The sequence below is a fragment of the Planococcus koreensis genome, assembly GCF_004761975.1.
GTDB lineage: Bacteria > Bacillota > Bacilli > Bacillales_A > Planococcaceae > Planococcus > Planococcus koreensis.
In genome coordinates this window covers 1-13855 of record NZ_RQII01000070.1, presented here as the reverse complement: position 1 = coordinate 13855, position 13855 = coordinate 1, and the positions used below count along the sequence as shown (strand labels likewise).

Annotated in this window: 16 protein-coding genes; 1 reads left to right on the top strand and 15 read right to left on the bottom strand. The window is 47.3% G+C overall.

Annotated elements, in window-relative coordinates:
- Window positions 1-6: 6 nt before the first annotated feature.
- On the bottom strand, window positions 7-807 hold the full coding sequence (gene dapB / locus EGV91_RS15890) for a 4-hydroxy-tetrahydrodipicolinate reductase (protein WP_135505423.1): 801 nt from the start codon (window positions 805-807) through the stop codon (window positions 7-9).
- Window positions 808-1143 (bottom strand): nucleotide pyrophosphohydrolase, encoded by a 336-nt coding sequence (locus EGV91_RS15885; RefSeq protein WP_135505421.1) that lies wholly within the window; start codon window positions 1141-1143, stop codon window positions 808-810. It abuts the gene before it with no gap.
- A gap of 97 nt (window positions 1144-1240) precedes the next feature.
- Here EGV91_RS15885 and EGV91_RS15880 point away from each other — a divergent pair, with 97 nt between their 5' ends.
- Entirely contained in the window at window positions 1241-2116 is an 876-nt protein-coding gene (locus EGV91_RS15880; RefSeq protein ID WP_135505419.1) for a YitT family protein, read from the top strand.
- Between the two features lie 47 nt (window positions 2117-2163).
- On the opposite strand, the gene EGV91_RS15875 is transcribed toward EGV91_RS15880, so the two are convergent.
- The 13 genes from EGV91_RS15875 to aroC form a co-directional block, all read right to left on the bottom strand.
- Window positions 2164-2838 carry a zinc metallopeptidase gene (locus tag EGV91_RS15875; RefSeq protein WP_135505503.1) on the bottom strand — a complete coding sequence of 225 codons (675 nt, stop codon included), beginning with the start codon at window positions 2836-2838 and terminating at the stop codon, window positions 2164-2166.
- A 63-nt stretch (window positions 2839-2901) separates the two neighbouring features.
- Complete coding sequence (gene lhaT, locus EGV91_RS15870; RefSeq protein WP_135505417.1) at window positions 2902-3504, bottom strand: lipoprotein heptaprenylglyceryl N-acetyltransferase LhaT; 603 nt, start codon at window positions 3502-3504, stop codon at window positions 2902-2904.
- Between the two features lie 58 nt (window positions 3505-3562).
- Window positions 3563-4342, bottom strand: coding sequence for a menaquinol-cytochrome c reductase cytochrome b/c subunit (locus EGV91_RS15865; RefSeq protein WP_135505415.1), 780 nt, complete (start codon window positions 4340-4342; stop codon window positions 3563-3565).
- Window positions 4343-4381: 39 nt separating this feature from the next.
- Complete coding sequence (qcrB, locus tag EGV91_RS15860) at window positions 4382-5056, bottom strand: menaquinol-cytochrome c reductase cytochrome b subunit (RefSeq protein ID WP_135505413.1); 675 nt, start codon at window positions 5054-5056, stop codon at window positions 4382-4384.
- An 18-nt stretch (window positions 5057-5074) separates the two neighbouring features.
- Complete coding sequence (locus tag EGV91_RS15855; protein ID WP_135505411.1) at window positions 5075-5581, bottom strand: QcrA and Rieske domain-containing protein; 507 nt, start codon at window positions 5579-5581, stop codon at window positions 5075-5077.
- Window positions 5582-5721: 140 nt separating this feature from the next.
- On the bottom strand, window positions 5722-6174 hold the full coding sequence (locus EGV91_RS15850) for a DUF2487 family protein (protein ID WP_135505409.1): 453 nt from the start codon (window positions 6172-6174) through the stop codon (window positions 5722-5724).
- A 5-nt stretch (window positions 6175-6179) separates the two neighbouring features.
- Window positions 6180-6743 (bottom strand): ReoY family proteolytic degradation factor, encoded by a 564-nt coding sequence (locus EGV91_RS15845; protein WP_135505407.1) that lies wholly within the window; start codon window positions 6741-6743, stop codon window positions 6180-6182.
- A 14-nt stretch (window positions 6744-6757) separates the two neighbouring features.
- A complete protein-coding gene (locus EGV91_RS15840; RefSeq protein WP_135505405.1) occupies window positions 6758-8011 on the bottom strand; it encodes a tetratricopeptide repeat protein in 1254 nt (417 codons plus the stop codon).
- An 86-nt stretch (window positions 8012-8097) separates the two neighbouring features.
- Window positions 8098-9381, bottom strand: a complete 1284-nt coding sequence (gene aroA / locus EGV91_RS15835) for a 3-phosphoshikimate 1-carboxyvinyltransferase (RefSeq protein WP_135505403.1) — start codon at window positions 9379-9381, stop codon at window positions 8098-8100.
- 15 nt (window positions 9382-9396) lie between these two features.
- On the bottom strand, window positions 9397-10485 hold the full coding sequence (locus tag EGV91_RS15830; RefSeq protein ID WP_135505401.1) for a prephenate dehydrogenase: 1089 nt from the start codon (window positions 10483-10485) through the stop codon (window positions 9397-9399).
- On the bottom strand, window positions 10482-10865 hold the full coding sequence (gene aroH, locus EGV91_RS15825; RefSeq protein WP_135505399.1) for a chorismate mutase: 384 nt from the start codon (window positions 10863-10865) through the stop codon (window positions 10482-10484). The genes EGV91_RS15830 and aroH overlap by 4 nt, the downstream gene beginning before the upstream one ends.
- Window positions 10862-11938 carry a 3-dehydroquinate synthase gene (gene aroB / locus EGV91_RS15820; RefSeq protein WP_135505397.1) on the bottom strand — a complete coding sequence of 359 codons (1077 nt, stop codon included), beginning with the start codon at window positions 11936-11938 and terminating at the stop codon, window positions 10862-10864. Before aroB ends, aroH begins: the two co-directional genes overlap by 4 nt.
- Window positions 11939-11942: 4 nt before the next feature.
- Window positions 11943-13115 (bottom strand): chorismate synthase, encoded by a 1173-nt coding sequence (gene aroC, locus EGV91_RS15815; protein ID WP_135505395.1) that lies wholly within the window; start codon window positions 13113-13115, stop codon window positions 11943-11945.
- Window positions 13116-13855: the final 740 nt, after the last annotated feature.

Genomic DNA, 13855 nt, shown 5'->3' with positions numbered 1-13855 from the left:
ACCCCTCTAGTCAATTATATGTTCGAGTCCATAAATCAGTTTCTCCGTTTTTATAACGGTTTTAATAGATAATACCACGCCTGACATAAACGAGCCGCGGTTGAAGGAGTCATGGCGGATGGTCAATAACTGCCCTTCTCCTCCCAACAGTACTTGCTGATGGGCGACAAGACCTGGCAAACGGACGCTATGGATTCTCATGCCGTCATAATTCGCTCCGCGCGCACCTTCAAGCGTTTCTTTCTCATGAACATGGCCCTGCTCATGAGTTTGGCGATGCGAAGAAATCAAATGAGCCGTTTTCATGGCGGTGCCGGACGGCGCGTCCAATTTCTGGTCATGGTGCATTTCGATGATTTCGATATCCGGCAGGTATTTCGCTGCCTGCTCGGCAAATTTCATCATCAAAACAGCACCGACTGCAAAATTAGGTGCAATGATACAGCCAACGCCCGTATCTTCAGACAACCGGGCCAACTCTTTCAGTTCGTCATCTGAAAATCCAGTTGTGCCGACAACCGGGCGGATGTTCAATTCCAAAGCCTTTTTGGTATGCTTATAAACCGCTTCAGGCGAAGTCAGATCGACCAGGACATGCGGCTCGGCTGCGTCATGCATTTCTTCCATATCGGTAAAAACAGGAACATCATATGAATCCGGAAAAATATCGGTGTCCCCCAAAGTCGCTCCGATGTCTTTGTAATCCAGCACTGCCACCAATTCCATTTCAGCATTTTTCATCACTGTATGTACTGCTTCCTGGCCCATCTTGCCTCTTGCGCCTGCAATTGCCACTCGTATTGTCATTTATCTCTCATCCTTTCTTGTCCAACGGTCTTTGTCCCGTGTATTGAATTTAGCCATGACGCGTTCATGCGCCTCTGCCAAGTCGATGTCTAGTGAATTGGCCATACAGATGAGCACAAACAAGATATCGCCCATCTCATCAGCGATGCTACCCGCATTCTCAGATGCCTTCTTTTTTTTCGGACCGTGTTCGTGCATCACTTCCCTGGACAATTCGCCCAGTTCTTCCGTCATGCGAGCAACCAATTCAAGCGGTGTAAAATAGCCTTCTTTAAACTGGCTTATGTAGTTATCAACATCCATTTGCAGCTCTTTCATCGATTTATTGCCGTCCATATCATCACACTCCTCATTTCATCGTAAAGAAAACAAGAGATGTTGTCAAAATCATTATTATAACCGATAATACAGAAGTCGAATTTACATTTAGGGGATGATTTTTTTGAAAGAATTGCGCGTGAAGAATATTTTCTTCATCTTGCTTGGATCTGCCATTTACAGTTTTGGATTTGTCCATTTCAATATCCAAAATGAATTGGGAGAAGGCGGTTTTGCCGGCATCACACTGATTTTGTATTTCCTGTTTCAATGGGATCCAGCGCTCATGAACTTATTACTGAATATACCTTTATTTTTCATTGGCTGGAAGCTGCTGGGCAAAAAGGTTTTCCTTTATACGATAATAGGGACAGTCGCCGTCTCGGTCTTCCTGAAAATTTTCCTCGTATACGAAGTCCAAATCGATCTGCATGAAGATTTATTTTTGGCTACGCTGTTTGCTGGTGTTTTTGTCGGTATCGGCCTTGGCATCATTTTCCGCTATGGAGGGACAACCGGGGGCGTCGATATCATTGCCCGATTGGTTCAGAAATACAGCGGCTGGAGCATGGGCAAGACAATGTTTCTTTTTGATGCAGGCGTCATCGCTTTATCGCGCCTGACGTTTCTCGATAACCGCACGATGATGTATACACTCGTGGCAGTCTTCGTCGGCGCACGTGTCATCGATTTTGTGCAGGAAGGTGCATACGCCGGACGCGGCGCCATGATCATTTCAAACTCGCAAGAAGAAATTGCGAACCGCATTGCAGCCGAGATGGACCGCGGCATCACCATTTTGCGGGGCTATGGCCATTTCACGAAAGAAGAACGTGAAGTCCTTTATTGCGTCGTGGCTAAAAACGAAATCGTCCGTTTGAAGAATATCATCAACAGCGTCGACCCTCACGCATTCGTTTCCATGACCGAGGTGCACGATGTCATGGGTGAAGGCTTCACCTTAGATGAATTGAAACGTCCGCTTGAATAAGAAAAGCCCGTTCCGGAACGCCGGAACGGGCTTTTTCATGTCTATTATCAAGAACGGTTCATGCTTGTGTAAATCAACAGCAAACGCGCAAGTTCAAGGACAGCCACGGCTGTTGCAGCGACATACGTCATTGCTGCAGCGCTCAATACTTTTTTCGCATGGCGCTCTTCTTCGTTGCGGATGATGTTATGCGCTACCAATTGGTCCATCGCTCTGCTCGAAGCATTAAACTCAACCGGCAATGTGATGAGTTGGAACAAAACACCTGCAGCCAATAACACGATACCGATCAGCAAGCCGTTGCTCCAAGAAGAGAACAAACCGATCATGATGAAGATCCATGACATGTTCGAAGAAATGTTGACGATTGGCACGAGGCGATGGCGCATGCGCAAGAACGCATAGCTTTCGGCATCCTGGATGGCGTGCCCAACTTCGTGTGCTGCCACTGCCGTACCCGCCACAGATGCTTCGTGGAAGTTATGGCTGCTCAGCGCAACGATTTTCGTCAATGGATTGTAATGGTCGCTTAGCATGCCGCGGCTTTCCACCACTTGGACATCCTGCAGGCCGTTCTGGTCTAAAATGATGCGGGCGACTTCCGCACCGGTATGCCCGGAAGTCGAACGGATTTTAGAATATTTTCCATAAGTGCTTTTAAGTTTGAGCTGCGCCCAAATTGGAAGTATCAGCAGCACAATAAAATAGACGATATACCCCATCAATTCCCCACGCCTTTCTGCGTTCGTTTATATCTTTATTTTACTAACTTTGGTCAACTTAGGTCAACTGAAACGCTTAGTAGGCTTGTTAAGAGACACGACAAAGAAAGCGAAAAGAATACAAGCGATCGACAACCAAAACGTGAAATAGCCGATTTGTGCCGTATACATATCCAGCCTGCTGTAAATCGGCATCTGGCCAAACACGTAATCGATGACATCGTTATGCAGCGTCCATACTGCTGCAATTGCGGCGGAAAGCCAGCCGAAGCGGTAATGGTCTATATAAAGCACAGCTTGCAGCGCCATCGCGAAATGGGAGACGACCAGCATCCAGCCGATCCAGCCGATTGAACCGGTCTCGACTAGAGTAAGCAGATTCATCGCAACCGCCCAAAGGCCGTATTTGATGAGTGTCACAAAAGCCAGTGCTTCAAAAAGCGCACTTTTTTTGCCGATGATCCACAGTCCTAGCACGATCGTAAAGAACAGGCTTGCTGTCGGGCTATCCGGAACAAAAATCAAAAATTTCGGTTCGGTGATTTCAAGTTGCCAACCGTACCATATGTATCCATAAATCGTGCCTGCCAGGTTGACGATGAACAACAAGATCAAAAACGGGCGGAACATCAGCCAAGCAGATAATTTCTGTATTGTGAAAAGCATCGGATTCTCCCTTTCAAGTAGCAAAAAAGAGCCGGTTTCCCGGCTCTTTTCTAAAGTATTATTCGGATAAACCATCGATGAATTCTGTCATGACCTTAAGGTCTTCTTCGGAACCATCCCATGATGGAGGCATTACTTGCTCTCCGTCACGTTCAATGCCGTTAACAGCGATTTCAGCAATTTCTTCTGCTGTAAATGCTGTTGCAGTCAATGCTGGTCCGACCGCACCTTCTAAATTGTCGCCATGGCAACTGATACATGCTGAACCTGAGTAGATTTCATACCCGGGATCCGCTGTGTCGATTTCAACTTCTTCAACAATTTTACCTTGCGCTTCAGCAGCTTCCCAGTCATGGTTGACTACTGATTCCCACGTAAGGAAAATGATTGAAGCGATTGCTAAAAGCATAAAGCCTGTCGGAAGCGGCCGTTTTGACGGGCGGCGCTCCGGACCTGGATCCAAGAATGGAGCCAGCATCAAAGCGGTGAATGCCAAACCTGGCATAATGATGGCACCGACAACGTTGAATGGACCAGATGCAAATTCATATTTCAATAATTGGTATAAGAATAAGAAATACCAGTCTGGCAATGGAATATAACCCGTATTTGTTGGATCCGCCTGGCCTTCAAGAGGCGATGGATGCGCAACAGTAAGGAGCAAGTACCCAACTAAGAAGACAGAACCGATCATCCATTCTTTTAGAAGGAAGTTCGGCCAGAAAGCTTCTGTTTTGCCAGGATATTCGGAGTAATCTTTCGGGATATTCGGCTTACGATGCTGTAAACCTGGTACACGTGAATCCCCGACGAATTTCATCCCTTTTCCGCGATGCATAGTGTCCCCTCCTTAAATAAATCCTTTGAGCCGCATTTTTTACAATGGGCCAGAAATACCTTGTCTTCTGATCATGATAAAATGCGCGCCGAGCAACCCAAGCAAAGCAGCGGGCAAGAAGAATACATGAATCGCGAAGAATCGGGTAAGCGTCTGTGCACCAAGGATCGTTGAATCCCCAGCAAGCAAGACTTTGATTGCGCCGCCGATAACCGGAACAGAAGCCGCAATTTCAATACCAACTTTTGTTGCAAATAATGCTTTCATATCCCATGGAAGCAAATAGCCTGTAAAACTTAGTCCTAAGATAACGCCGAATAGCAATACGCCGACGATCCAGTTAAGTTCACGAGGTTTCTTATAAGAACCTGTAAAGAATACACGCAGTGTATGAAGGAAAATCATAACTACTACAAGAGAAGAACCCCAGTGGTGCATCCCACGCACAATCTCTCCAAAAGCAACTTCGTTTTGAAGATAATAAACCGACTGCCACGCATTTTCAATATCCGGTACATAGTACATTGTCAAGAACATACCTGACAGGATCTGAATTACTGTAATGAAGAACGTCAATCCTCCGAAACAATAAACAAATGCAGAGAAGTGATGTGCGGGGTTTACGTGTTCCGGTACTTCATGGTCAGCGATATCGCGCCAGATCGGCGTGATATCCAACCGCTCATCAACCCAATCATATAACTTGTTTAGCACTGGTATCGTACCCCCTAACTATTTAACTAATGTGTTCGCTTTTACTGCACCGAGAGCAACTAAGCCGTCACGGTCTTCGATAGCAAATTCGTCGAGCGGCCCAAGCGGTGGAGTTCCGGCAATGTTCTTGCCGTTTTTCTCGTAGCGCCCTGCGTGGCATGGGCAGAAGAATTGCGTCGGGTGTTCCGGATCGCCTCCCCAGTTGACTGTACAACCCAAATGTTTACAGACAGGTGACAGGGCAATCAGTTTATCCCCTTCTTTATACACCCAAGCTGAACTTGTCACTTCAGATGTATACCATGCATCTACTTGTTCAAATGCGAAGTCGACACGAACTGGCTCTTCGCTCAAGTCAGCTACTTTTTGATCGGTCAAAATGAAATCTCCGCCAGCTTTTTCTTGTAAAAGCGGGTCGACTGCAAAACGAACCATCGGCATCAGCATGCCTGCTGCCATAAATCCACCAACACCTGTTAAAGTGTAGCCTAAAAATTGACGTCGTGATACACGATTATTACTCATCCTTTCCCCCCTCTAACATTCAAGGTCAGTCCAATGGACATACTCATTTCAAATATAATTACTAGGACAACCTAATGATATATCAATCAAATGTTAAGGTCAATATAGCATTGTTTCGATTCTCGCAGTTTGTGAACATTTCATGAAGGCTTGGACCATTCTTTTATGAAAAGCGGCAAGACTTGCCGGAGCTGGTCTTCCATGACAGATAATTTGAACGATTGGTCCATATTCTCAGTCGGTATCGCCGGCAGCCACAAAACATTATTCAATTCTTCAAAAGTGCGCCATTCGGCATCTGTCGTGATATAAAATACATGCTTGAATTCGGTATTGCGCATTTCTGCGTTCATTTCTTCCGCAAGGCGGCTTCGATCCCCATTTTTTGAATAGGCGACAGGAGGAAACAGCAGGATTCTGCCTTTGAATTGCTTTTCCAGCAGATTCGTCAGCGACTGCAAATAATCCGAAGCGCTGGCGCTTTGTTTCAAGCCGTTCGGAGCTAAATCAAGCTGGACGAGCGGGATTACCGCAGTATCCACGTATTGTTGCTGCTGTATATATTGGTCGATATCTCTTCCCGTAAAATGCATCTTCCTTATTCACTCTCCGATTCCTTTAAAATCTTGATGGAATGAAGCAACGCGGAAAGTTCAAAGAATTTTTCACGGTCATTCGCATCAAGAGCTTCGTCAATCTGCTTTAAAATTGCCTCTTCCTGAAAAGTGGCCATGCTCGCTTCCAGCATTTTTTCAGCAAGCTGCCGGTCCTCGTCAGTAATCATTGCATTTTTCGGCATATAAGGGTTTTCTTCCAACACCGATAAATAAAGTGCTGATGGCGGGCGGTTTGGAAAATTCAGTTGCACGAACAAATCATCGTTTGGATTAAGCCTTAAATCATGAAAGGATTTTTCAGCATCTGCAGTCATCAAATTCCCTTTATAGAAACGGAATGGAATTTCTTCCGACTCAGTCGAGGACATGACCATTGCCCGTGGGCAATAATGGGCTTCCTCCACGAAATGCGTTTTTTCAAGAAGCTCTTCGTTGCTGAGCATGTAATTGAGTATCCAGATGCATTCCCGCCTTTTCATTTTATGGGATTGCAAGAACCATCGGACGAACTGCTTTTTTTCTCCTACAGAAATTGAAGCGGTCATCGGAATTCCCCCTTTCACTCAAATGACTGTTGCCAATCAAACCAATCCGGGTTTTCTGGTTCCAAAACTTGAAGTTCCTTAATAATTTCGAGGGCTTTGCCTCTTTTTCCTTCCTCGATTAAAAAGCGTGCGTATTTTTCGAGGAAATTCGGATCTTCGCGGAATGACGGATACGCCTTTTCATAATAAACAGCTGCCTGCTCAAAATTTTCGGTGCGTTCGTAAGATTCGGCAAGCATCGGGTAAAGCCCTGCCCAGTCATCTTCATTGGCGATGACGGTTTCAGCCAATTCAACGACTTCATCATCCATTTCTTCTGCATGGAAATAAGACACCAGCGTATAAATGGCTTCCATGTATTCCGGATCAAGCGCAATCGCCTGCCTTAGCTGGTCGACGCCTTCCACTGTTTTGCCCAGTTTCAGCGCCAGTTTGCCTGAAAACAAATAAAGCTCTTTGTCGAACTCGTCGCGCGCGATGCCTTGCTGGATTGAGCTGTATGCCCCTTCGTAATCCTCGGCCATGTTCAAGCTTTGTGCGCGCAATAAGTATGCGGAGAAATAATCCGGGTCCAACTCGATCAGCTCATCGAGCCTTTTGACGGCCATTTCATATTGCTTCGTCTGGAAAGCGGCAAAAGCGGCCCCGAACAATACATCCGGCTGCACTTGGTCTGCCAGCACTGCTTCGTAATAAGGCAGCGCTTCTTCATAGGCTGCACCGGCGCTATAGACTTCAGCCAGCCGCTCTGAAAGATTCACACCTTCTATTTGAACGTTGTCGCGCTGAAGATCCTGGTAAATCTTTGCCGATTCCAAATAACGTCCCGAATCCAACAGGAGTTCCGCTTTGGCTTGCAGCAGCAGCGGTTCATCCGGCAGCAGCTCAATCGCTTCATTGAGCCGGTTTTCTGCGGCTTCAAGAAGTCCCTGCAATTGGAAAAGATCGGCTAATGTGACCAGCACTTGCGGATAAAGTTCATCTTCTTTCGAAATTTCCATCAGCGTATTCAGCGCTTCGTCTTCGCGGTCCACTTCCATCAGCATGTTTGCGCGGTCGACTTTCAATTGCGATTCCTCTGGGAAAACGTACTCCAGGTGTTCGAGAACTTTGATCGCTTCTTCTACATAGCCGATTTCCGCGAGCCATTCCGATAGACCATATTGCTCATCCGGATCGCCTTTCAGCAAATACGCTTCGAGAAGCGCATTGACGGCATCCGGATCGCCCATTTCCACCGCTTTTTGTATCTCTTCTATACTTGCCATCCTATCACCTATTCCCTTGAGTTTCATACTTCCATCCTACACGAAAGTGTGTTCGAATGATAATGAAAAACTCCCCCGAAGGAGAGTTAATCGATCAACGAATTCATCTGTTCGACAAAATTAGGAAACGATACGGAAATGCAATCCGGATCATCGATTTCGACTGGGCCATCCGCAATCAAAGAAGCAACAGCTGCCATCATTCCAAGTCGGTGGTCACCGTATGTCACCATCGAAGCACCGTGCAGCGGCGTCGGACCATTGATGATCATGCCATCTTCTGTTGCGGTGATATCCGCTCCCATTTTCGACAGCTCGGCCACGACTGCAGCGATGCGGTCTGTTTCTTTGACGCGCAGCTCTTCAGCATCTTTAATGACCGTCGTGCCTTTTGCCTGCGTTGCCACTAGCGCGATCAATGGAATTTCATCAATCAATCTCGGAATCAAGCTGCCGCCGATTTCGATCCCTTTCAAAGAAGAAGAACGGATCGTCAAATCAGCTGGCCTTTCGCCGTTTTCTTCAAGGAGGCTAATGCTGAAATCAGCACCCATTTGTTCGATTACGTCCAGTATCCCTGTCCGCGTCGGATTGCAGCCGACGTTCGTCAGCACGACTTCACTGCCCTCCGTGATTAAAGCTGCACCAATCATGAATGCAGCGGAAGAAATGTCACCCGGAACTTTCACGTGGGCTGCGGCCAAACTCTGGCCGCCTGCGAGCGAAATCTTGTTTTCTTCGCGCACTAGTTCCGCACCGAAATGTTCAAGCATGATTTCGGTATGGTCCCTTGTCGCCACCGGCTCCGTAATTGTGGTTACGCCGTCCGCTTTCAGTGCAGCCAATAAAATCGCGGATTTTACCTGGGCGCTCGCAACCGGCAAGGTATAATCAATCGCATGAAGCTTTGTGCCCTGAACTGCCAATGGCGTGAATTGTCCATTTGCACGCCCCCTGATATCCGCACCCATCAAACGCAGCGGATCGATGATACGGCGCATTGGGCGCTTGGCGATGGACTCATCCCCAGCAAGCACAGAATGGAAATCCGTCCCAGCAAGAAGTCCGAGCATAAGCCGTGTCGTCGTGCCAGAATTGCCGGTATCCAATACTTCAGAAGGCTCTTGCCAATTCCGTTCCCCTTCACTTTTGATGGTGACTCTGTCGCCATCAAGTTCGATATCGACCCCAAGCTTTCGGAAGCAGCTGATGGTACTCAAGCAATCGTCTCCGAGCAGGAAGCCTTCAACAGTTGTCGTGCCTGCAGCCATGGCGCCGAACATGATGGAACGGTGAGAAATCGATTTATCTCCAGGAACCTGGATCGTGCCCCTTAAAGCGGGGGTGGAATAAGTTAAGGATAACGTCATTATGGAGCCTCTCCTTTAAGAAATATACGTATCGTATGCAGTTCTCTTGCTGATGCAGTTTTTTGCCCGCTCACGGTCTTCCGGCGTCTGGAAGCTGATGACCAGAATACCGAAAACATCTTCACGGGTTTCAAGAATTCTTAAATTGACGATGGAAATCTGCTCTTCAGCCAAATAACCGGTCAATTCGGATATGACCCCTGGAACATCCGGGATGTCGACATACAAATCGTAGACGCTGAACAATGCGCCGTGCCCAGCAATCGGCAATTCGTCGCGGACGGTTTTCGCCTGTTGAAAATATTGCTCGATCGATTCGGGTTTATTGTCCAGCAGCAGGTTGCGCAGCCCTTCCATCTCCGCCATCCAATTTGTCAGTTGATGGGCGATCATGCGATTGTTCTGCGTAGTGATGTCACGCCACATTTCGGGGTTTGACGAGGCAATGCGGGTTATATCGCGAAAACCACCTGCTGCGAGCTGTTTAGCGAACGGATATTGCTCTTCTTTCGCCAATTGATGGACGAGCGACGCGGCGATTAAGTGAGGAAAATGGCTGACGATCGCTGTCATATAATCGTGTTCATCGGCAGGCAGTACTTCGATATTCGCTTTTGTGACCGACAGCAGCTCTTCAAGAAAAGCCACTTGGTCTGTGCTGACGCCTTCAGCAGGCGTCAAAATATAGAAAGCATTTTCAAACAGCATGTCTTTGGCAGCTTCTACGCCGCTTTTATGCGAACCGGCCATTGGATGGCCACCGATGAATGCATGATTAAGCGTTCCGGCAGCTTCCATGATTTGGGCCTTCGTGCTGCCCGTATCAGTTAAAATGACATCTTTTTTCAGATCCCAAAATTTGCTTTGTTCCATCAAACGCAAAGTTGCGCCAACCGGAGTCGCAAAAACAATGACATCTGCTTCTGACGCCGCTTTTTCAAGCGACGGCGGGCAACTGTTAATAATACCCATTTTAAATGCTTTTCTAGCCGTCAGCGGATCTGCATCATACCCTGCAACGTGCACATCGTCATGGCGCTGCAGCGCTTTCGCTAAAGAGCCTCCGATCAATCCAAGGCCGATAATCAGGACATTCGCCTTCATAGCGAAGATGCCTCTTTGCTTTTGATCAAGTCCGGACGCAATTTTACCGCTTCATTTAAGTAAATGTGCTGGATTTCTTGTTGCGGGATTGACGTATTAACGTGCATCATGACCCGGATGCATAAAGGCATGCTGCCCGGCACATCCATTTCATGGGTGCACATGACTGGCACATACGTCCAATCTTCGATGGTACGGACCGCTTTCGCAGGGAATGCTGAAGAAATGTCTGTAGTCGTTGAAATAATCACCGACGCGACATCATCGGGGAAAATCTTGTTTTCCTTTACCATCTCCAAAATTAACTTACGGGTTTCTTTTAAAATCTCTTCTGGCTGGTCTGCAGAAACTGTGATGGCTCCTCGAACTCCACGTATCATTTAAGCACCTCATTTATTTTCGAACGCAATTCCTCATAATCGGATTCCGCGCGTTTTTCATCAATCGTCTCCATATAAGGGGTTCCGGTCTCTTTCAGCAAGACAAAGCTCAAAGAGCCGCCGGAAGATTTTTTATCTTTTTTCATGTAGCCTAGAACATCTTTGAACGAGATGCCTGACAGCCCTTCAAGCGGATAGCCGTTAGTTTTGCACCACGACAGGAAATCCATTAGACGTGGATGGCCTGACAGCTGCAAAGCATAAGCCATGCCAAGCGCTACCGCTTCGCCGTGCGTAATACGCCCGTAGCCAAGATGCGCTTCGATGGCATGCGCCAAGGTATGTCCGAAATTCAAATACTTGCGAACACCGCTCTCGTATTCATCTTCTTCAACGATTGCCGCTTTCACAGCTATTCCCCGTTCCAGATGAAGCACCATTTTTTCATCTGATATGGTATCCAGAGATTTTATTTCCAATAATTCGCCAAGCCAATGCTCGTTTGAAATAAAAGCGTGCTTGATGACTTCTGCCATACCGGAGCGAACTTCCTTCGCCGGCAATGTATGCAGCAGCTGGATATCATAAAGCACCGCTGCAGGCTGATAAAATGTCCCAATCATATTTTTTCCAGACGGATGGTTGATCGCCGTCTTGCCGCCAACTGCACTGTCATGCGCCAAAATCGTTGTCGGTATTTGGATGTAAGGGATGCCCCGCATAAATGTGGAAGCGACAAATCCAGCGACGTCCCCTACCACTCCTCCACCGAAAGCCAAAATGAGCGATTTGCGCGAGAATCCTTCAGCCAGCAAGAAACTATGGCAATCCATGAAAACTTTAATCGATTTCGCTCCTTCGCCCGAAGGAATCTTGAAAACACGCACTTGGAAAGGTTCCAAAAAAGAAAGCAAATAGTCAAGATGAAGCGAAGCGACATTTTCGTCAGCGATGACGGCAATTGCATCCGCAGATCCCAGCAATTCGCGGTACTCTGTGGAAAATAAATTCAAAACGCCTCTTCCGATATGGACTTCATAAGGTTTTTCAGCTTCAACTCGCAATGATTTCATTTTTTTAGAACTCCTTCGTGTATTTTAAGTAACTCTGCAGATTTTCTTTTAAACGCGGCATTTGATCCGCATCAAATTGCTCTAATAACGCATTTGCAGCTTCCCACGCAATGACGTGTTCGGCAACAATCGACGCCGCCGGTACCGCACAGCTGTCTGAACGTTCGATGCTCGCTTGGAAAGGTTCTTTCGTGTCAATATCAACACTTTGAAGCGGTTTATAAAGTGTCGGGATCGGCTTCATCACGCCGCGCACCACAATCGGCATTCCCGTTGTCATGCCGCCTTCAAAGCCGCCCAGATTATTCGTGCTGCGGGTATAGCCCTGCTGCTCATTCCACAAAATTTCATCATGGACCTTGCTGCCAGGCAATCTTGCCATCTCAAAACCTAAGCCGAACTCGACGCCTTTGAAAGCGTTGATGCTCATCATGGCAGCAGCCATTTTACCATCAAGCTTGCGGTCATAATGCACATAGCTGCCGATTCCAGCAGGCATGCCTTCCACAATCACTTCGACTGTGCCGCCGATCGAATCGCCATTCTTTTTCGTTTCATCGATCAGGTCGGTCATTTGCTGCGTAACAGATGGATCCGCGCAATACACCGCATCCGCCTCGACCAATTCGCGGATTTCCGCAGCGCTCTTGCCTTGGTAGCTTTGCGGGTCGACTTTAATGCCGCCGATTTCCGTAACATGGGAGACGATTTCAACACCCAGCTCCGCCAGCAATTGCTTCGCTACTGCCCCAACTGCCACGCGGACTGTTGTTTCACGTGCAGATGACCGTTCAAGGACATTGCGCAAATCGCGATGGCCATATTTCATACCGCCGTTAAGATCCGCGTGCCCAGGACGGGGACGCGTCAATTGGCGTTTCACTTCATCATCTTCTTCAATCGGGCCAATGCCCATGATATTCGTCCAATGCTTCCAGTCATCGTTTTTAACAACCAATGTGACTGGTGAGCCAAGAGTCTTGCCATGCCGAACGCCAGAGACAATCTCCACCGTATCTTTCTCGATTTGCATTCTTCTGCCGCGGCCGTGGCCGCCTTGGCGGCGTTTCAACTCTTTGTTGATCATTTCCGCCGTTAAAGGCAATTGTGCCGGCAGACCTTCTATTATTGCTGTCAATTGTGGACCGTGTGATTCTCCTGCAGTTAAATAACGCATGGCACTTTCTCCCTTCAACGCACTAAAGTATTTAAATAACACTATAACATATAGTATTTCAACAATTCTATCCTAAATTCCGATAATGTGAAACTTCAATTAATTACAAAATCCGAAAAATCCCTTATTTCGAAATAGCATTAGAGGGTGTATTTCCTTTTTTAATTGATATGCTAAAACCCATCCAGAGACTTGGATGGGTTTAGATTTTTGTTAGAAAGTTATATATTTTGACGATATTTCGCAAAACAGCTACGCTTGCCGCGGGCGAGCGCCAAGCCTCCTCAGCTCGCTAAAGCGTGCTTCCGGGGTCTCGGCTGTCTCGCTTTCCCGCAGGCAAGAGTTGACCGAAGCCTGCGAGGGCAAGTCTTTGCGACGAAGTGCGAAGCACTGCAGGAGCAGTACGGTTTTCTCCGCTGGTTTGCTACATATCTGTGACATTGCATAGAAAGTGAAAAGAGTCCTAACTAGTTAGTCGTTCTATAAAAGAGATGATTTGTATTAAAGAAAGTCCTTTGAATGAAGTGGAAGGCAGCGACTCCTGCGGAAGCAGTGATGGAGCAAAGCGACTGAGCGACACGAGGTGAAGACCCCGCAGGAAACGAGGTTTGAAGAACCTCGTTTGCGACGAAGCTAGCGCAGCGATGCAGGAGCAGCTCTCTTTCTAGCGACGAGGAGACTGAAGCCGTGCCCGCGGAAAGCGTCTGCCTGTCTCTGCATCGCTTCGCTAGCTTCGAGAC